Genomic DNA, 18,271 nt, shown 5'->3' with positions numbered 1-18,271 from the left:
CTGCGGCATTACCTAGTATATGTCGAGACCTGACTGATCGTAGACCTGCCCCGGAACAACTCGGGGTTCTCGGTCTGCCAGTCCTTGAGCTTCCGGACCGGCGTCAGATGACCGAGGGCCCGCTGCGGAATGTGATGATTGTAGAGCCGGTTGTAGTGCCAGAGCATCGAGTCCAGGTCGGCGCGGAGTCAAAGTGCGTCGTCCGCAGGATTTCGGCGGCCCGGCCGTTGAAGCGCTCCACCAGCCCGTTGGTCTGGGGATGGCGCGGCGGCGTCAGCCGATGGTTGATACCGAAGTCGGCGCAGAGCTGGTCGAAGACGCGGCTCCCCGAGGGCTGCCGGCCCTTCTGGGTGAACCGGTCCGTGAAGGCCTGGTCGTTGTCCGTGAGCAGGATGCGCAGATGAAACGGGGCCTTCTCCTGCAGGTTCTTCAAAAAACGCGTGGTGGCCTTCTGCGACTTCTCCCGATGGCGCTCCAGGTAGACCCAGCGGCTGGCGCGGTCGATGGCGACGAACAGATAGGTCCGGCTGTCCTCATCGACCATCGCCGGCAGGTACTTGATGTCCACGTGGACGTAGCCGGGCTGGTAGTCCTTGAAGGTCTTCGGTTTCGCCTCGCCCTCGGGCTGTGGCACCAGGTCCCGGATATTGGAGACCGCATGGCGGACCAGCAGCCGTTGCAGCGTGGAGCGATTCAGGTCCGGCTGGATGAACTCCCGGACCACCACCAGCAGGTCATCGGTGGACAGCAGCAGCGACCGGCGCAGCTCCACTACGATGGCCTCCTGCGCCGCCGACAGCGCCGTGTGCAGTCGATGCGGGCGGTGGCCGAGGTCCGCAGCCGTCTCCCGGTACTTCCACTTGCGGACCGTGGACCGCGAGACGTTGTACTTCTCCGCCAGCGCCCGCTCGGACAGCGTCGAGTTCCGGATTTCCTCCCGCAGTTGCGGGGTCGTCCGGGCCTGCTTATGGATGGTGGTGCCGCTCAAGGGATTCCTCCTCGGCGTTCGCCTCGCAGGGTCTCACCCAGCTCCTGCAATGCGAAGCGGGCCTAGAATAGAGTGTAATTCCTCGAGGGTATATGGTCACTCAGGTCGCAACAAGTATAAAGGTAGGCTGGTCTATCAAAAGGCTTGGGACCATCCTCCTTGGTTGGATGCCCTTGGTTGGTCTCGCGAATCCGTGGCAGCTTGCGACAGTATCAGGCCTTTCCATTCGAGCGACTGATCTGCTTTTTGTCGTCCTATGGTCGCTTTGGCTGCTACACGTTTCCGGTAAGGGCGCGATAAATCGCAGGGTGCTTTTATTTATCGGTCTTGTGCTCGGTCTTTATTTGGTTGCTGCATTAGGGGTTTTGATCTCCCCATTTTACAGGGTGGAATGGGCGCCTTTTTTTCGTTTTACGCAAACTCTTCTATGGGGCGCATTAGCGTTGGCGTTTATAACCAGACCCCGTGAACTAAGGGTTGTTACTAAAAATATTGTGTTAGCAGGGGCGTTTTTGGGTCTTTCGTCCATATATATATATAGCCAACAGGCGGGCCTGCATAGAGTAGCGGGCTATTTCTCTTCGGCTGGGGGTGCCGGCTATAGTGGTCAAGCCAGTTTCAATGGTATTGCGGCACTGTATGCATTGGCAGCGACATTGTCTCTATGCTATTTGCTTTGGGACAAGAGAAGCTTGCTGTGGACTAATCGCATTATGCTAGGCGTGGGGTTCGCGCTGAACTTTATCGGCCTAATATTGGTGCAATCACGAAGTGGGTTTCTTGCGTTTGGAGTAGGATGTTTGGCCATATTCATTCCGGAAACAAAGCGTTTTGCAATATACGGGAAGTTGAACAAGCGCCTGCTCGGTGGCGCTGCGGTCGTTGTGATGGTTGGGATAGGCATCATCCTGGGCTCTGAAGAGATGGCGGGAGTAAACCGGCTAACGCAGACGTTTGTTTCGGGAAGTAGCGAGTATCACTCCATGGTCACGCGACTCGTTTTGTGGCGGGAGGCATTTGCAGGATGGTTTGCGGAAACGCCTCGCATATTTTTGGGCATTGGATTTGGGTCAGGGGAGCGTTTATTAGCATTGGAATCAGCTCATAATTTTTTCCTTAACGTGTCTCTGTGGTTGGGATTGGTCGGGCTTATACTGGTTCTGATTTTGCTGATCTGGCCTATTCTGCCGTTAAATTCCAATAGAAGGGAAGTTGGGAAGGCCCATTCGGAAAGTGGTCTGTGTAGCCGATTTGGTATTGCTGCGTTCTCGGTGGCCATGGTGGTATCGCTTACGGGCAACGTACTTGTGGGCCCATTGTATGGTAGTTCGACTTTCTTGGTTCTGTATGGGGCATGTGCTGCACGGCTGCCAAGTAAACGAGCCCAGCAAGGTGGTTGGAGTCTCCGATGAAAGTCGTTTTGATACCTTCATCGGTAGAGGCAGTTGGGGTCGCTACGCATGTGCTTAACTTGGCACGCCTTCTCAGGGACGCTGGCATATTGGAAGCTGTAATATGTCCAGCTGATGGATGGTTAGCCAAGGAGCTGGAGATAGACGGCGTGCCGTTTGAGGTCGTTAAGCTATCGTATAAGCCATCGCGCTTCGTGTATTCGAACATCAGGCTTTTCTATTGGCTTATCCGCCGAAAATCGGCCGGTGTGGTGCATTTTCACGGACGATTCCCACTCCTCGTAGCCCTGCTTAGCATGATCATGCTTCGGGGCCGGCGGTTCGTGGTAACGGTGCATCAATTTTCAGGAACGGGGAACCCAGGTCTTTTCGCATGGAAGAACGGCGTGGAAGTCTTTATTTGGCGGCATTTGGTCAAGAAGGTTTGTTGTGTCTCAGAAGCGCTTGGCCGAGAGGTCAGGGGCAGGCTTGGTGTTAATCATGCAAACAAGGTCGAGGTAATCAAGAATTGGATATCACCCGCTAATGACCTGCCGGCGGAGTGTGAACCAAATCCGGAACCGGCGCCTGCGGGTGCCATAAAGATAATCGGAATAGGGAGACTGGCTAACGAGAAAGGGTTTGATGTGTTAGTTGATGCTGTACGTATATTGGTGGAAAAAGGGTTTTACGTTAATTGTGATATTTTTGGTGATGGCTCTGAAGCAAATAATTTGGCAGCATTAATTGATAGGTATGGTCTGAAGGAGTGCGTCAAATTAGCGGGGCGCCATAAAAATGTCCGTTCTATTTTGCCGATCTACGATGCACTAGTGATTCCATCACGGATGGAATCATTTGGACTAGTGGCGCTGGAAGCGTATGAGGCAGAGGTTCCCGTGATTGCTAGTGATATTCCAGGCCTAAATGAGGTTGTGCAAGATAAAATAACGGGGATGCTGTTTAATATGGAGGATCCGTCACACCTTGCCGAGCAATTGAGCGCCCTGGTGTGTGATGAAGCGCTGGGTGAGGCGTTAATAAGCCAAGGGAAGCGGCTTGCTAAAGCTTATATGGACAGCGACGCGCGTTTGGAGGAGTACCAAAAGGTCTATGGGTTCGCCTAGCTCTGACAAGAACTTGTTCGCGACCAGTGCCCGAAAACGCGCCAAGCAAAGAGCTCGCGTTTTCGGCAACACGCCGTTTTAGCGATGAATGTCCTGCTTTTTTCCCGCTACGGCTCGCTGGGTGCCAGCTCGCGGGTGCGGTATCTCCAGTACCTTCCCTACTTCCGCGACCAGGGCGTGACGGTGGAGGTGGCGCCCCTGTTCTCGGACGCCTATTTGCAGGCCCTGTATAACAGCGGGTCGCGGTGGCGGGAGGTGCTGGCCGGTTACATGCGCCGGTTTGGGGCGTTGGGGCGGGCACGGCGGTTCGATGTTCTGATCGTGGAGAAGGAGCTGTATCCGTTCCTGCCTGCCGTGGTGGAACGGCTGCTACGGGCGATGGGCGTGCCTTATGTGGCGGACTACGACGACGCCCTGTTCCACCGCTACGACCGCCATCCCCGAGCGCTAGTGCGCCGGTTGTTGGGGCGCAAGATCGATGCGGTGATGCGCCATGCCGCCGTGGTGGTGGCCGGCAACGAATACCTGGCGGCGCGGGCCCGGAAGGCCGGGGCGGACCGTGTGGAGGTGATCCCCACGGTGGTGGATACGGAGCGCTACCGCCTCCTGCCGGGGCCGGCCAACGAGGTGCCGGTGGTGGGCTGGATCGGCACGCCCCGGACCAGCCGCTACCTGCAAGCCCTGTTGCCGGTATTCGAGGCGCTGCAGAGGGAGGTTCCGGTGCGCTTCGCGGCCGTCGGGGCCCGGGAGGCGGATTTTGCCGGGACCCCCGTGGAAGCCTGGCCCTGGTCCGTGGAGACTGAGGTGTCGTCCATCCAGAAGTTCGATATCGGCATCATGCCGCTGCAGGATTCGCCCTGGGAGCGGGGCAAGTGTGGCTACAAGCTGATCCAGTACATGGCCTGCGGGGTCCCGGTGGTGGCATCGCCGGTCGGTGTGAATCGGGAGATCGTTACCCAGGGAGAGAACGGTCTGCTGGCCGAAACCGCCGAGGAATGGCAAAAGGCTTTGCAGGAGCTGCTCCAGAGAGGCGAGGCGGGGCGCCGGACCATGGGCGCGGTTGGCCGGGAGCGGGTGGAACACTGGTATTCCCTGGAGGCGCAGGCGCCGCGCTTCTTGGCTGCGGTTAAGGGAGCGGTGCGCTGATGTGCGGAATTATCGGCTTTTGGGCCGGCCCGGCTCCCGAGCAGCAAGTTGCCGAGCGCATGGCAGCGCGCCTGGAGAGTCGCGGCCCGGACGACGCCGGCGCCTGGACGGATGGCTCGGCGGGTTTGGCCCTTGCCCACCGCCGCCTCTCGATCCTGGATCTCTCTCCCGCCGGCCACCAACCCATGCACTCGCCCTGCGGGCGCTACGTGCTCGTCTACAACGGCGAGATCTACAACCACCGGAACCTGCGAGCGCAACTGGAGCGCGAAGGCGGCGCCTTTGACTGGCGGGGCCATTCCGATACCGAGACGTTGCTGGCCGCGCTGCGCCACTGGGGCGTTCAAGGGGCGCTGGAACGGCTCAACGGCATGTTCGCCTTCGCCCTCTGGGATACCGCCGAGCGGGCGCTGTTCCTGGCCCGGGACCGCATGGGTGAGAAGCCGCTCTACTACGGCCGCAGTGGCGATACCTTCCTCTTCGGCTCCGAACTCAAGGCGCTTTCCGCCCACCCGGACTGGCAGGGCCAGGTGGACCGGGACGCCCTGGCGCTCTACATGCGCCACAATTACGTGCCCGCGCCCTGGAGCATCCACCTGGGTATCGCCAAGCTGCTGCCGGCTCATTTCGTGGCCATCCGCGAGGATGGCCGGGATGTGGGGCCGCCGGTCTGTTATTGGGATCTCGGTCGTATAGCGGAGCAGGGCGTAGCCGACGCTGGCGGTGAGCCGGGGGCACTGGCCGGCGAACTGGACGCCCTCTTGCGCGATGCCGTCGGCCGCCGGATGGCGGCCGACGTGCCGCTGGGTGCATTCCTGTCCGGGGGGTACGACTCCACCGTTGTCGCAGCGCTGATGCAGGCGCAGAGCGACCGGCCGGTGAAGACCTTCTCCATCGGCTTCCACGAGGAGGGCTACAACGAGGCGAAGCACGCCAGAGCCGTGGCTAAGTATCTGGGGACCGAGCATACGGAGCTCTATGTCACGCCCGAGGAGGCGATGGCGGTCATCCCTAAGCTGTCCGCCATCTATGACGAGCCCTTTTCGGACTCTTCCCAGATCCCGACTTTCTTGGTTAGCCAACTGGCGCATCAGTATGTGTCGGTCAGCCTGTCCGGGGATGGCGGAGACGAGCTGTTCTGCGGCTACAATCGGCACATTGTTGGCCCCGGGACCTGGACTAAAGCGTCGAGCTTGCCACGGCCGCTACGTAGAGGGCTTGGATGGGGCGTTGACCGTTTGGCCCAGCGGGATGTCCAGCGCTGGGCGCAGGTGCTGCCTAGGAAATGGCGTATTCCCAATGTAGCGAACAAATTGGAGAAGTTGGGTGAGGCGCTAAACGCCAAGGATGGACTGGACTTCTACCGCTCGCTAACTTCCCACTGGAAGGACCCGGCATCGGTGGTTTTGGGCGCGAGCGAGCCGGATACGCTGCTTACTCAATCTGAGCGGATGCCGGAGTTACCCGGCTTGCGCGAGGAGATGATGTATCTGGACCAGATGACCTACCTGCCTGACGACATCCTCGCCAAGGTGGACCGTGCCAGCATGGCCGTGAGCCTGGAGGCGCGGGTGCCGCTGCTGGATCATCGATTAGTGGAGTTCGCCTGGCGGGTGCCCACCGAGTACAAGTACCGGGACGGCAAGGGCAAGTGGCTGCTGCGTCAGGTCCTCTATCGCTATGTGCCCCAGGAACTGATGGATCGCCCCAAGATGGGATTTGGCGTGCCCATCGAGCACTGGTTGCGCGGCCCACTGCGCGAATGGGCGGAAGAGTTGCTGGATGAGAGGCGTCTGCGGGAGGAGGGCTTCTTTGACCCAGCTCCGATTCGGCGCATGTGGCAGGAGCACGTCTCTGGCAAGCGGCGCTGGCACTATTACCTCTGGGATGTGCTGATGTTTCAGGCGTGGTTGGAAGAGAATCCGGCCCGATGAGCCAGCCAGTCGTCGTTTTTGCTGCCAACCGGGGTTACGCGCTTACCAGTTCGCGGATAGCCTTGATTCGGTGCTTTCTGGACCAGGGCTGGGTGGTAGTGCTGGCCACGGCGGATGATGCGGAGAGCCGTTCCCTTGTGGAGCTGGGTGCGCGTCTGGAGCCGGTGGTCTTCAATCGGGGTGGGTTGTCTCCTGCCGCTGATTGGAAGGCCTACCGGCGCCTGCTGGCGATCTACCGCAGGTGGCAGCCGTCGTTGATCCAGCACTTTCATGCCAAGCCGGTGATCTTCGGTACGCTGGCCGCCCGGCGGGTGCTGGGGGATTCAGTGAGCATTGCCAATGCCATTACCGGCCTCGGCCACGCGTTTATCACCGGCGGGGTCGGTGCGCGACTGGCCGGTTGGGGCTATGCGGCATCCATGCCGCGCGGTGATGTGGCGATCTTCCAGAATCGCGATGATCGCCAGCTGTTTCTGGATCGTGGTTGGGTCAGTGATGGGCAGGTGCGGTTGATCGCGAGTTCCGGGGTGGATGTGGAGCGCTTCACGGTGGTGGACCGTTCCGACCGAGAAGGGCAGGTGCCAGTGGTGGTGATGCTGGGGCGGTTGTTGAACCAGAAGGGCATCCCGGAGTTTGTCGGGGTGGGGCGCCGTATCCGGCAGCGCTGGCCGGAGGCGCGCTTTCTCCTGGCGGGGGAGGAGGATCCGGTTCATCCCGATGCGGTCACGGCGGACTGGGTTCGCGACCAGGACGGTGTGGAGTACCTTGGCCGCCTATCGGACGTTGGGCCTCTGTTGGCGGAGGCCGACCTATTGCTCTTCCCCTCCTATCGCGAGGGGACGCCCCGCGTGGTCCTGGAGGCCGCCGCCACCGGATTGCCAACGGTGGGCTTCGATGTCCCCGGCGTCCGTGAGGCGGTACGGGACGGCGAGACCGGATTCCTTGTAGCCGACCGCGATGTGGATGCGCTGACTGAGCGGGTGAGCACACTGCTGGAGGACGAGGCTCAGCGGCTGGTCATGGGCCAGGCGGCCCGACGGATGGTCGAGGCCGACTTCGACGTACGCGCCATCCAGCAGCAGTATCTTGATGTCTACCGTGAGTTGGGAGCCGAGGTCGGATGAATTACAGCCCGCTGATTATCATCGGTGCCCCCCGCTCCGGTACCAACATGCTCCGGGACGTGCTCACGCAATTCCCGGGCGTGGCCACTTGGCCGTGTGACGAGATCAACTATATCTGGCGCCACGGCAACCTCCGTTATCCGTCCGACGAGTTTCCCGCCGATCGGGCGCGGCCGGATGTCCGGCGCTATATCCGACGGCAGTTCGATTGGGTGGCGCGTCGGTACGGTGCCGATGTGGTCGTGGAGAAGACCTGCGCCAACTCCCTGCGTGTGCCCTTTGTCGACCGGGTGGTGCCGGAGGCGCGCTACGTCTTCATCCATCGGGATGGGCTGGATGCGGTCGGATCGGCGATGGCGCGCTGGAAGGCGCCGCTGGATATTCCCTACCTGGCGTGCAAGGCGCGCTTCGTGCCCGCCACGGATCTGCCGTGGTACGCCGCTCGCTATTTCGGCAGCCGGATCCATCGGCTGTTCTCCCGCGAGGGGCGGGTGGGCCTCTGGGGGCCGCAGCTCGATGATATGGATGAGCTCCTGGCCGAGCGCCCGCTGGACGAGGTCTGTGCCCTCCAATGGCGCCGCTGTGTGGAGGCCTCGGCCGAGGCCTTCGCCAGCATGCCGGCGGAGCGCTGGCTGGATGTCAGCTACGAGGATTTTGTGCGCGAGCCGGAGAGGGAGCTGGGCCGCGTCCTTGACTTCGCCGGCCTATCGGCGGAGGACGAGGCGCGCCGTGCGGCCGTGGCCGGCGTGAGCAGTGCCAGCTTGGGCAAGGGACGGGCCGCCCTGGGGGACGAGGCGGTCGGTCGGTTGGAGCCGCTGGTCGCGGGCGCGATGAATCCGCTGGAGAAGGAAAGCTGATGGCATCCGAGGCACCTTCCATCGATGCCCTGATCGCGTATGTCCGCGCCATCTTCGGAGAGGGCTTCATCCCGCTGCACCGGCCCGTTTTTGAGGGGGCCGAGAAGGACTATCTCGTCGACTGCGTCGATTCCAACTTCGTCTCCTCCGTGGGGGCGCGGGTAACGGAGTTCGAGAAGCGGGTGGCGGACTTCGTGGGCGCCCGTCATGCGGTGGCGACGGTCAACGGCACAGCTGCCCTGCACGCGGCCCTGGTGGTCGCCGGGGTGGAACCGGGGGATGAGGTGCTGGCCCAGGCGTTGACCTTTGTGGCCACCTGCAACGCGGTGGCCTACACCGGGGCGGAGCCGGTCTTCGTCGATGTGGACGAGGACACCCTCGGCCTCTCGCCGGAGGCGGTGCGACGCTATCTCGAAGCCCATGCCGAGGTGGGCGAGGGCGGGGCTTGCATCAACCGCTCTACCGGCCGGCGCATTGCGGCCTGCCTGCCCATGCACACCTTTGGCCACCCGGCGCGGGTGGCGGAGCTGGTGGCCGTCTGTGACGAGTACGGGATCCCGGTGGTGGAGGATGCCGCGGAGTCCCTGGGCAGCTGGGTGGGCGAGCGGCATACCGGCACCTTCGGCCGGCTGGGGACGTTGAGCTTCAACGGCAACAAGGTGATCACCACCGGGGGCGGGGGGATGATCGTCACCGATGATGACGATCTGGCCGCCCGTGCCCGCCACCTCACCACCACCGCCAAGGCCCCCCATGGCTACGAGTTCTTCCACGACGAGCTGGGCTTCAACTACCGTCTGCCCAACCTCAACGCCGCCCTGGGTGTGGCCCAGATGGAGCGCCTGCCGGACATCCTGGCCGCCAAGCGTGAGGTGGCGCGGCGTTATGCCGAGTTCTTCGAGGGCCGGCGGGAGGCCTTCCTCACCGAGCGCGCCGGCACCACGGCCAACTACTGGCTCAACGCCGTGCAGCTCGCCTCCCGCGCCGAGCGCGACGCGCTGTTGGAGTACACCAACCAGCGCGAGGTGATGACCCGCCCCATCTGGCGACTGATGACGGAGCTGCCCATGTACCAGCACTGCCAGCACGACGGCCTGGCCAACGCCCGCTGGCTGGAGGAGCGCATCGTGAATCTGCCCTCGTCGGTGCCGGCGGGGTGGTTGGGGTAGCTATTTGAGATCGGGTTCTTTCATGGGGCTATTTTGTCTTTACGCATGAGGTAAAGAAAACTACCATATGGATGTGGGGTTCAAAAGTAACCGCCTGCGCAAGCAGCTTTCCGAAGCGCGACAACTGCAAAAGGCACATGGTGAGCGCCGGGCCCGATTGCTGCAGCGTCGCCTGCGGGCATTGCAGGCTGCACAGAGCTTGGCAGACTTCCATCCGCCCTTCTCTGGCCCGGAGCGTTGCCACGAACTAACCGGCAACCGGCAGGGACAGCTTTCCATGGATCTGGACCATCCCTATCGATTGATCTTTTGCCCGGACCATGACCCGTTTCCTCGTCTGGAGGAAGGCGGTCTGAACTGGGCGTGTGTGACGGCGATCCGCATCCTCGCGGTGGAGGATACTCATGGTTGAAATGCAGGAAGCGACTTTCGCACCGGATTACACGGTGCCTCCGGGGGAGATCCTGGAGGAGTATCTGGAATCCGCCGGCATGAGTCAGGCGGAGCTGGCGCAGCGTACGGGGCTGGCGGCGAAGACCGTTAATCAGATCATCCAGGGGAAAGCGCCCTTGACCCAGGATACGGCCCTGCGCCTGGAGCGTGTGCTGGGGCGGCCGGCCCATTTCTGGAATCAGCTGGAGGTGGAGCACCAGGAGGCCCTTGCGCGGGCACGCGCGGCTGAGGCGGAGCATGAGCAGCTGGAGTGGATGAAGCGCTTCCCCATCAAGAAGATGAGGGAGCTAGGCTGGATCAACAGCTGGAAGGACACGCGGGAGCAGCTCGATGAGTTGTTGCGCTTTTTCGGCGTCCATTCCTCGCGGGAGTGGGCGGCGGTCTGGGAAAACCATCAGGTGGCGTATCGCCAGTCGCAGCGATTCCAGGCGGCGGCGGAAGCCGTTTCGGCCTGGCTTCGGCAGGGGGAGCGACAGGGGCATGCCCGGCGGTGCGCGCCTTACGATGCGTCGGCATTCCGGTCCCTGTTGAAGGAATGCCGGGCACTGACCCGGGAGGCCCCGGAGGTCTTCCAGCCGCGGTTGCAGGAATGGTGTGCAGGGGTGGGGGTGGCCGTTGAATTCGTGCCCTCATTGCCGAAGTCCCGGGTCAGTGGGGCCACGCGCTGGCTGACCTCGAACAAGGCCCTGATCCAGGTGTCCCTGCGTTATCGCAGCGATGACCAGCTCTGGTTCTCGTTCTTCCACGAGGCGGGGCATCTGCTGCTGCACGGCAAGCGAGAGATCTTCCTGGAAGGGGGCAACGGGCTGGACGAGGAGAAGGAGGCCGAAGCCAATCGCTTCGCCGCCGATCTCCTCATTCCTCCCCGCGAATGGAGGGATTTTGTCGCCCCGGGCCGCCCCACCCTGGAGCAGGTCAGCGCCTTCGCCGAGCGCATGGGAGTCGCCCCCGGCATCGTGGTCGGTCGTTTGCAGCATGAGCGTGTTGTTGGCTGGGACTGGGGGAATCGCCTGAAGCGACGCTTTCAATGGGATCACGAGGGATGACCCCGCATCCGGCGGGAGCGCGTTACCGTGGTCGGGGCTTGTTGTAGAGTGGGCCTAGAGTGGATGTAGGGAACTCGTACGAAGGAGAGTGGAGGGCGCCATGCACGCGGAGCAGCTGGTGGACTGGAATCAGGTAGAGGCGGAGTTGCGTCGTCTGCCCATGCCGGGGTTTGTGCAGGGTTTGCGCCTGAAATGGGGCGAGGATGCCACCGGGGATGAGGCCGTCTGGGTCTGGGTGCGCGTGCCGGAAGGGGTGACGGCCCAGCCGGGGGCGCTGGAGGACATCGAGACGTTCAACGAGCGGATCCGGAATCGGTTGGGGGAACTCGTTCCCGGGATCTGGCCCTATATCTGGCTGGAGAATTGAGGCAAGCATTACAAGGAAGTACTCATGGCGCTGGCTCGCGATTTACTGTCGCAGGCCCGACAGCTTGCTTATCGGGAACCGAAAAGACCTAAACAGGCAAGCCTGAGGCGGGCAGTCTCCACGGCCTATTATGCCCTTTTCCATTTGTTGGTGGATGCAGCGGCACGTGAGGTTGTCTCCGGGAACGATGCCGAGGCATTGCGCGGGCGCGTGGCCCGGGCGTGCGACCACAACAGTATGAAAAAACTGTGCCATGCCGTCGCGAACTGGGATGCAAGGCAGCCTCCCCAGGCTCTCGCGGAGGTTATGACGCATCCGCCGTCGGATGCCTTGCGTCAGGTTGCCAGGGCGTTCGCGGATCTACAGCAGGCTCGCCACGAGGCGGATTACGATCTGAACCGCCGTTTCTCCCGGGACCATGTAGGGGAACTGCTCGGGAAAGCGGAAAGGGCCTTCAGTGCCTTTGAAGGTTTGGACCGCCGAGCGTGGGAGCGTCGCGTCTTCGTTCTTGGGGTGGTTTTCCATGGGCGCTGGAATCGGGCCTGAAGAGCGGCATTATCTTGAAATATCGACCCATGGTAGTGCGTTGAATGGATGTACTCTCCCTCATCGGGCGCGACGCGCCTCTCTTTGATGAAGACCTGACACAGCACCGGGAGGCGCTGGCCGAGCGGGTGGCCGGGGGCCGCTTTCTGGTCATCGGCGGGGCGGGGACCATCGGCCAGGCGGTGGTCCGCGAGATCTTCCGCCGTAATCCGGCCGCCTTGGATGTCGTTGACCTCAGCGAGAACAACCTGGTGGAGCTGGTGCGCGACCTGCGCAGCAGCCTGGGCTATATCGACGGCAACTTCCGCACCTTCGCCCTGGATGCCGGCTCGGTCCCCTTTGATGCGCTCATGCGGGAGGAGGGCGGCTACGACTATGTGCTCAACCTCTCGGCGATGAAGCATGTGCGCTCGGAGAAGGACCCCTACAGCCTCATGCGCATGGTGGAGGTGAACATCGAGAATACCCTGCGCACGGCGCGCTGGGCCCGGGAGAAGGGGGCGGGGAAGTACTTCTGTGTGTCCACGGACAAGGCCGCCGCCCCGGCCAACATGATGGGCGCGAGCAAGCGCATCATGGAGCTCTTCCTCATGCGTGAGAGCGAATCCGTGCCCCTCTCCATGGCGCGGTTTGCCAACGTCGCCTTCTCCGATGGCAGCCTGCTCCACGGCTTCAACCAGCGGATCCTCAAGCGCCAGCCGTTGTCCGCACCCAACGATGTGCGTCGCTATTTCGTTACTGATCGCGAGTCGGGGGAGCTCTGCCTGCTCTCCTGCCTGCTGGGCGAGAACCGGGACATCTTCTTCCCCAAGCTCAGCGAGCGTCTGCACCTGACCACCTTCTCGGAGATTGCCGAGCGCTACCTGGCCGCTCTGGGCTACGAGGCGGTGCCGTGCGCCAGCGAGGAGGAGGCGCGTGCGAGCGTGGAGACGATGGCCGCGCGAGGGCAGTGGCCCTGCTATTTCTTTGCCAGTGATACCACCGGTGAGAAGGACTTCGAGGAGTTCTATACGGACGACGAGGACCTGGACTGGGAGCGGTTCCAGAACCTGGGTGTGATCCGCAACCCGGCTGAGTACGACGCCGACCAGCTCGACCACTTCCTCCAGACCATCCATGACCTGCGCGCCGCAGGCCGTTGGGAGAAGGGCGACCTGGTCCGCCTCTTCCACGACATGGTGCCGGAGTTCGCCCACAAGGAGACCGGGCGTTATCTCGACGGGCGGATGTGATCTGTTACCATTATGGTAAAGACAAGGAACGTCAGTCAGTATTCAGGTACTCCGCCTGGCGAGGGCGAAGAACGGACTATCCCGACTGAACGGCCTCTCTATCCGGCGGAAGCCATTGCAGAGATCCTGTCCGGCGATGCCGAGGCGAGGATCAGGCCGGTGACCCACCGCTCTCGGCAGGACATGCAGGGGCTCGGATGGGCGATTTCGGACGTGGCCGAGGTCATCGAGGGGATCCTTGGCGCCGTATCCTATCTCGGGTCCGAGTGGTGTGCATTGAGTGGCAACGCGACCATGGCGGCGTGCGATGCCTATCACTACCGGCGAAGAGAGCGCGTACCGGCCGGGATGGAAATGACCTGCGAGTACTATCTGAAATGGGCCATCGGGCAGAACGGTGATCTGCTCTTGCTGGTGTCCTGCCACCTTTCCAGGGGGTGATGAGATGAATCGGGAATGCGACAAGGAGCTGTGCCCCGTCTGCGGCGAGGGGCATCTCGCCGAGCATCAGGATGAGTGTGAGGTCGAGTATCGGGGCCGTTCCGAGAGGCTTCCTTCCGTGTACTCCCGCTGCGATGTCTGCGGTGTGGAGCAGACCACCGCCGCGCAGGCGCGGCGTAACAAGCGGGAGACCCTTGCCTTCCGCAAGCACGTGGATGGGTTGTTGACCGGGCAGGAGCTGCGAGACCTGCGCGAGCGCCTGGCGATCAACCAGAAGCAGGCGGCGGCACTCTTCGGGGGCGGGCCCGTGGCCTTTTCCAAGTACGAGAACGATGAGGTGGCGCAATCGGAGGCGATGGACCGTTTGCTTCGGCTTGCCGATGCCATGCCTGAGGTGGTGCTCACATGGTTGCGTGATTACGCCGGGCTGCCCGATGAGGCCGGCGTGCACGTGAGTCGGACCTACACCGTCGAGTTCCCGCAGTCGACCGTGACAGGCGGTGCCGATGTGTGGTGTGACTTCCTTGCCGAGGAGTCGGCCGTGGAGGGCGTCATGCTTCGATCGGGCAATGCGGCGAACGAGGACGGTTCCGATGGGCCGGTCTCGGTGATTGGGTAGGGCAATGGCGGTGGCAAGAATGGAAGGCTCGCCCTTGCAGTTGGTGAGCCTTGTCTACACGCAAATTCACGTACAGCCAACGGCGCATGCGCCTGCCTCGTCGGAGTTCGACAGCCTGAGCCTGAACTGCAATGTGGGCTTCGGCGAGTTGCCGGATCAGGGGGATGATCCCCGGGATTATACGGTGGAGGTTCGCCTCTGGGTGAGTGATGAGCAGGTACGGGAGCATCGTTTTCCCTATCACCTTGATATGGGGGCGCGTGGCCATTTTCGGATCGCACCCGGCCTGGATGCATCGCGGCGAAAGACCATCGTGGAAATCAACGGGGCCTCCCTCTTGGTGGGTGCCATTCGGGATATGGTCACCACGCTGACCGCTCGTTCGGTGCACGGGCCGGTGACGTTGCCGACGCTCCGTTTCATCCCGGAATCCGAGGAATAGGCATGCAACGGATCCTCGATATCCTGTTCGCTGGCCTCGCGTTGTTGGTGCTTGCCCCGCTGCTTGTTCCGGTGTTGGTTGTTCTGCGCTTTACGGGCGAAGGGGAGATCTTCTTTCGCCAGGAGCGTATCGGGAAGGCGGGGGAGCCCTTCGGGTTGCTCAAGTTCGCGACGATGCTCAAGGATAGCCCCAACCTCGGGACCGGCACGGTTACCGTGACCGATGATCCCCGCGTTCTCCCGTTCGGGCGGTTTCTGCGCAAGACGAAGCTGAACGAGCTCCCGCAGCTCCTGAATATCCTGACCGGGGATATGAGCATTATCGGACCCCGGCCCCAGACGCGCCGGTGCTTCGACGCGTTCCCAGAGGAAGCGCAGGCCGATATTGTCAAAGTCCGTCCAGGGCTTTCCGGCATCGGCTCCATCGTGTTCCGCGGTGAGGAATCGCTCTACTCCGGGGTAGACGACCCGGATGACCTGTATGACCGGCTGATCATGCCCTACAAGGGGGAGCTGGAACGGTGGTATGTGGCCCGACGGGGAGTCGGGCTGTATTTCCTGTTGATCGGGCTCACGGCCTGGATAGTGCTGTTTCCCCGGAGTGGCATTGTATGGAGGCTATTCCCTGGCTTGCCGAGGCCGCCGCGCGAGTTGGCCCCCAAGCTGTAATTCGCGAGCTGGCCTTCCCGCCTTCCTCAGTTCCCGTTCGGCACGGGTTGGTTTCCGTTACACGCTTGATTGTTGAGCGGCGCTGCCAGCTCCGGGTTGTGTTTGTTCGGCAATATTCACCGGGACTTTGACCAGTTGGACGCGGAGGAAGGCAGTGCTCTACCCGGTTATCCTCTGTGGCGGCTCCGGCAATCGCCTCTGGCCGCTGTCGCGCGGCCAGCATCCGAAACAGTTCCTGCCGCTGGTGGACGAGCACAGCCTGTTGCAGGCGTCCGTGCTCCGTGCCGCGGGGCTGCCCGGGGTTCAGCCACCGGTGACGGTGGCCAACGCGCACTATCGCTTCCTCGTCGCCGAACAGCTCCAGGCCGCGGGCGTCGCGCCGGGCGCGATGCTGCTGGAGCCGGCGGCGCGGAATACGGCGCCGGCGGTCGCGGCCGCGGCGATGTGGGCCCTCGAGCAGGATCCGGAGGCGGTGCTGCTCGTCGCGCCTTCCGATCATCTCGTACGGGACGTCGATGCCTTTCACGACGCGGTCTCCCGCGGCATGGATCACGCCCGTGCGGGTCACCTCGTGACGTTCGGGATCATTCCCGATGCCCCTGAGACCGGGTATGGCTATATCCGAAGCGGTGCGGCCATCGCGGACGGCGTGCATGCGGTGGATGCGTTCGTCGAGAAGCCGGATGCGGAGACGGCGGCGCGTTACCTTGCCGAGGGCGGGTATCACTGGAACAGCGGGATTTTCCTGTTCGCCGCGCAGCGGTATCTGGACGAGCTTGCCGCGTACCGGCCGGATATCCTCGAGGCGGTCACGGCGGCGTGGGCCGGGCGTCAGGAGGATCTGGACTTCATCCGGCTGGACGAGGCGGCGTTCACGGCCTGTCCGGCGGAGAGCATCGACTACGCGGTGATGGAGCATACGCGGGACGCCGCGGTCGTGCCCATGGACTGCGGCTGGAGCGACCTGGGGAGCTGGGACACGCTGCACGCCGTCGGCGAGCGGAGCGAGGAGACGGACAACGTCCTGATTGGGGATGTCGTGGCCGAGGATACCCACGGTTCCTATATCCGTTCCGAAGGGCGCCTCGTCGCTGCGGTGGGTCTGCGGGATGCCGTGATCGTGGAGACGGCGGATGCGGTGCTCGTTGCCGACCGCGAGCGCGTCCAGGACGTGAAGCGCATCGTCGCGCGCCTGGAGGCGGAGGGCCGGGACGAGGCCACGGTCCATCGCCGGGTGAACCGTCCGTGGGGCGCCTATGAGGGCATCGCCGCGGCGGTACGCTTCCAGGTGAAGCGCATCACGGTCAATCCGGGGCAGCAGCTGTCGCTGCAGATGCACCATCACCGGGCCGAGCACTGGATCGTGGTGAAGGGCACGGCCCGCGTGTGGCGGGGGGAGGAGAGCTTCCTGTTGACCGAGGACCAGTCGACGTACGTGCCGCTCGGCACGGCCCACCGGCTGGAGAACCCCGGCGTTATCCCGCTGGAGCTCATCGAGGTCCAGACCGGGAGCTACCTCGGCGAGGACGATATCGTGCGCTTCGAGGATGCCTATGCGCGGGAGTAGTCGGGCCGGGGGCCTGTCGGGAGTCGCCGAGCTACGGGTTCGGAGGCCTGGGATGTCGCACACCTGCGGTGCACGACCTACCCGCTCTGTCGGCTGCCAGGAGCAGCCGACCTACTTGAGGCGGGTTAAAGCGTGTCCATGATTGATTGTCGGCTGCCGGGAGCAGCCGACCTACCTGGGGTGTAGGTCGGGCACGGCCGTAGGCCGTGTGCGGCGTTCCTGCTGATACGCAGCGGTCGTCGAGCTCCCGTGGCATTGTCGCCAGCCGATCCCGGGCAAGTGGTGGCCTTTGCCTGGGGTTTGATAGGCTTGCACGAAAGAAACCAGACTCCGGATAGATTGACGCCATGCACCCCCTGATCCAACGCAAGCGTAAGGATATCGTCGCAGCTTGTCAGCGTTACGGTGTGCGGCGCCTGGAGGTGTTTGGCTCGGCGGCGCGGGGTGCGGATTTCGATGATCGTCGCTCGGATGTGGACTTCCTGGTGGAGTTCGCGCCGGATAGCGCCGCCGCCTCCTCGCTGCAGGAATATTTGGCATTCCGTGCTGAGCTGGAGAAAATCCTGGACCGTCCTGTCGACCTGCTCCCTGTGGATGGCACTCGCAACCCCTATGTCCGTGCCGAGATTGATCGTAGCCGGGAAGAGGTCCATGCGGCGTGATCCTAGGGCCTAACTGTGGGATGCGCGTGAAGCCGCTCGAGCTGTCGCTTCCTTCATCGACGGGGCTGACGAGGCCGAGTATCTGAATAATCCGTTGTTACGCTCAGCGGTGGAACGGCAACTCGAGATTGTCGGCGAGGCTTTGGGTCAGCTGGAGAAGGTTGCACCGGAGCTGGCTGAAGAGATCCCGGAACTTCGTGCAGCGGTGGATCTCCGGAACATCCTGATCCACGGCTACGCAAAGGTGAATGACCGAATCATCTGGAATGTCGCGTGCAAGGACTTGCCTCGCCTGGCCGGTGAACTGGATGTGCGCCTGCAAGAGCCGGAATCCCGATTTCCCCGACGTCGTGCAAGGTGCCGGAAGAATGGCTCATGCGTATCAGGGCCAGATGTCGGCTGCCAGAAGCAGCCGACCTTGTGTTTTCGACGGTAAGGGTTTGTAGCCCTTAGTGTCGGTCCCGGGGACGCCTGGGAGAGAGGGGAGCAGGG

At 62.7% G+C, this 18,271-nt stretch carries 19 protein-coding genes and 1 pseudogene; 19 read left to right on the top strand and 1 reads right to left on the bottom strand.

Annotation, left to right across the window (positions count from 1 at the left end):
- Window positions 1–11: 11 nt before the first annotated feature.
- A pseudogene (locus tag G7A99_RS07665) lies at window positions 12–973 on the bottom strand (IS481 family transposase); the annotation flags it as partial.
- A gap of 107 nt (window positions 974–1,080) precedes the next feature.
- Here G7A99_RS07665 and G7A99_RS07660 point away from each other — a divergent pair.
- From G7A99_RS07660 to G7A99_RS07570, 19 genes are all read left to right on the top strand, one after another.
- Window positions 1,081–2,400: an O-antigen ligase gene (locus G7A99_RS07660; RefSeq protein ID WP_163139367.1), complete on the top strand. Its 1,320-nt coding sequence runs from the start codon at window positions 1,081–1,083 to the stop codon at window positions 2,398–2,400.
- Window positions 2,397–3,506 carry a glycosyltransferase family 4 protein gene (locus G7A99_RS07655; protein ID WP_163139366.1) on the top strand — a complete coding sequence of 370 codons (1,110 nt, stop codon included), beginning with the start codon at window positions 2,397–2,399 and terminating at the stop codon, window positions 3,504–3,506. Before G7A99_RS07660 ends, G7A99_RS07655 begins: the two co-directional genes overlap by 4 nt.
- 135 nt (window positions 3,507–3,641) lie before the next feature.
- A complete protein-coding gene (locus G7A99_RS07650; RefSeq protein ID WP_240466164.1) occupies window positions 3,642–4,652 on the top strand; it encodes a glycosyltransferase in 1,011 nt (336 codons plus the stop codon).
- Window positions 4,652–6,586, top strand: a complete 1,935-nt coding sequence (asnB, locus tag G7A99_RS07645; protein WP_163139364.1) for an asparagine synthase (glutamine-hydrolyzing) — start codon at window positions 4,652–4,654, stop codon at window positions 6,584–6,586. Before G7A99_RS07650 ends, asnB begins: the two co-directional genes overlap by 1 nt.
- Window positions 6,583–7,710, top strand: coding sequence for a glycosyltransferase family 4 protein (locus tag G7A99_RS07640; protein WP_163139363.1), 1,128 nt, complete (start codon window positions 6,583–6,585; stop codon window positions 7,708–7,710). The genes asnB and G7A99_RS07640 overlap by 4 nt, the downstream gene beginning before the upstream one ends.
- On the top strand, window positions 7,707–8,567 hold the full coding sequence (locus tag G7A99_RS07635) for a sulfotransferase (RefSeq protein WP_163139362.1): 861 nt from the start codon (window positions 7,707–7,709) through the stop codon (window positions 8,565–8,567). Before G7A99_RS07640 ends, G7A99_RS07635 begins: the two co-directional genes overlap by 4 nt.
- Window positions 8,567–9,736, top strand: a complete 1,170-nt coding sequence (locus G7A99_RS07630) for a LegC family aminotransferase (protein WP_163139361.1) — start codon at window positions 8,567–8,569, stop codon at window positions 9,734–9,736. The genes G7A99_RS07635 and G7A99_RS07630 overlap by 1 nt, the downstream gene beginning before the upstream one ends.
- A gap of 67 nt (window positions 9,737–9,803) precedes the next feature.
- A complete protein-coding gene (locus tag G7A99_RS07625; protein ID WP_163139360.1) occupies window positions 9,804–10,148 on the top strand; it encodes a killer suppression protein in 345 nt (114 codons plus the stop codon).
- A complete protein-coding gene (locus tag G7A99_RS07620; RefSeq protein ID WP_305792313.1) occupies window positions 10,141–11,235 on the top strand; it encodes a HigA family addiction module antitoxin in 1,095 nt (364 codons plus the stop codon). The genes G7A99_RS07625 and G7A99_RS07620 overlap by 8 nt, the downstream gene beginning before the upstream one ends.
- A 100-nt stretch (window positions 11,236–11,335) precedes the next feature.
- Window positions 11,336–11,602, top strand: a complete 267-nt coding sequence (locus tag G7A99_RS07615; protein WP_163139359.1) for a hypothetical protein — start codon at window positions 11,336–11,338, stop codon at window positions 11,600–11,602.
- Window positions 11,603–11,626: 24 nt separating this feature from the next.
- Complete coding sequence (locus G7A99_RS07610) at window positions 11,627–12,148, top strand: hypothetical protein (protein ID WP_163139358.1); 522 nt, start codon at window positions 11,627–11,629, stop codon at window positions 12,146–12,148.
- Window positions 12,149–12,192: 44 nt separating this feature from the next.
- Window positions 12,193–13,380, top strand: coding sequence for a UDP-N-acetylglucosamine 4,6-dehydratase (locus G7A99_RS07605; RefSeq protein WP_163139357.1), 1,188 nt, complete (start codon window positions 12,193–12,195; stop codon window positions 13,378–13,380).
- 159 nt (window positions 13,381–13,539) lie between these two features.
- Complete coding sequence (locus tag G7A99_RS07600; RefSeq protein WP_163139352.1) at window positions 13,540–13,821, top strand: hypothetical protein; 282 nt, start codon at window positions 13,540–13,542, stop codon at window positions 13,819–13,821.
- A gap of 4 nt (window positions 13,822–13,825) precedes the next feature.
- Complete coding sequence (locus G7A99_RS07595) at window positions 13,826–14,440, top strand: type II toxin-antitoxin system MqsA family antitoxin (protein WP_163139356.1); 615 nt, start codon at window positions 13,826–13,828, stop codon at window positions 14,438–14,440.
- 19 nt (window positions 14,441–14,459) lie between these two features.
- Window positions 14,460–14,882, top strand: coding sequence for a hypothetical protein (locus G7A99_RS07590; RefSeq protein ID WP_163139351.1), 423 nt, complete (start codon window positions 14,460–14,462; stop codon window positions 14,880–14,882).
- 2 nt (window positions 14,883–14,884) lie between these two features.
- Complete coding sequence (locus G7A99_RS07585; protein WP_163139355.1) at window positions 14,885–15,550, top strand: sugar transferase; 666 nt, start codon at window positions 14,885–14,887, stop codon at window positions 15,548–15,550.
- A gap of 154 nt (window positions 15,551–15,704) precedes the next feature.
- Entirely contained in the window at window positions 15,705–17,117 is a 1,413-nt protein-coding gene (locus G7A99_RS07580) for a mannose-1-phosphate guanylyltransferase/mannose-6-phosphate isomerase (protein ID WP_305792312.1), read from the top strand.
- A 347-nt stretch (window positions 17,118–17,464) separates the two neighbouring features.
- A complete protein-coding gene (locus G7A99_RS07575; RefSeq protein WP_163139353.1) occupies window positions 17,465–17,779 on the top strand; it encodes a nucleotidyltransferase family protein in 315 nt (104 codons plus the stop codon).
- Window positions 17,780–17,792: 13 nt separating this feature from the next.
- Window positions 17,793–18,215, top strand: coding sequence for a HepT-like ribonuclease domain-containing protein (locus G7A99_RS07570; RefSeq protein WP_163139378.1), 423 nt, complete (start codon window positions 17,793–17,795; stop codon window positions 18,213–18,215).
- Window positions 18,216–18,271 lie beyond the last annotated feature (56 nt).

The sequence above is a fragment of the Arhodomonas sp. KWT genome, assembly GCF_010993615.1.
The sequence above is the reverse complement of the archived record's forward strand: the minus strand, read 5'-3'. Positions and strand labels throughout refer to the sequence as shown.

Coding starts and splice junctions, on each gene's coding strand:
- G7A99_RS07660 (WP_163139367.1), top strand. CDS start 1,081: ATGGTCACTCAGGTCGCAACAAGTATAAAGGTAGGCTGGTCTATCAAA.
- G7A99_RS07655 (WP_163139366.1), top strand. CDS start 2,397: ATGAAAGTCGTTTTGATACCTTCATCGGTAGAGGCAGTTGGGGTCGCT.
- asnB (WP_163139364.1), top strand. CDS start 4,652: ATGTGCGGAATTATCGGCTTTTGGGCCGGCCCGGCTCCCGAGCAGCAA.
- G7A99_RS07640 (WP_163139363.1), top strand. CDS start 6,583: ATGAGCCAGCCAGTCGTCGTTTTTGCTGCCAACCGGGGTTACGCGCTT.
- G7A99_RS07635 (WP_163139362.1), top strand. CDS start 7,707: ATGAATTACAGCCCGCTGATTATCATCGGTGCCCCCCGCTCCGGTACC.
- G7A99_RS07630 (WP_163139361.1), top strand. CDS start 8,567: ATGGCATCCGAGGCACCTTCCATCGATGCCCTGATCGCGTATGTCCGC.
- G7A99_RS07625 (WP_163139360.1), top strand. CDS start 9,804: ATGGATGTGGGGTTCAAAAGTAACCGCCTGCGCAAGCAGCTTTCCGAA.
- G7A99_RS07620 (WP_305792313.1), top strand. CDS start 10,141: ATGGTTGAAATGCAGGAAGCGACTTTCGCACCGGATTACACGGTGCCT.
- G7A99_RS07615 (WP_163139359.1), top strand. CDS start 11,336: ATGCACGCGGAGCAGCTGGTGGACTGGAATCAGGTAGAGGCGGAGTTG.
- G7A99_RS07610 (WP_163139358.1), top strand. CDS start 11,627: ATGGCGCTGGCTCGCGATTTACTGTCGCAGGCCCGACAGCTTGCTTAT.
- G7A99_RS07605 (WP_163139357.1), top strand. CDS start 12,193: ATGGATGTACTCTCCCTCATCGGGCGCGACGCGCCTCTCTTTGATGAA.
- G7A99_RS07595 (WP_163139356.1), top strand. CDS start 13,826: ATGAATCGGGAATGCGACAAGGAGCTGTGCCCCGTCTGCGGCGAGGGG.
- G7A99_RS07590 (WP_163139351.1), top strand. CDS start 14,460: ATGGAAGGCTCGCCCTTGCAGTTGGTGAGCCTTGTCTACACGCAAATT.
- G7A99_RS07585 (WP_163139355.1), top strand. CDS start 14,885: ATGCAACGGATCCTCGATATCCTGTTCGCTGGCCTCGCGTTGTTGGTG.
- G7A99_RS07575 (WP_163139353.1), top strand. CDS start 17,465: ATGCACCCCCTGATCCAACGCAAGCGTAAGGATATCGTCGCAGCTTGT.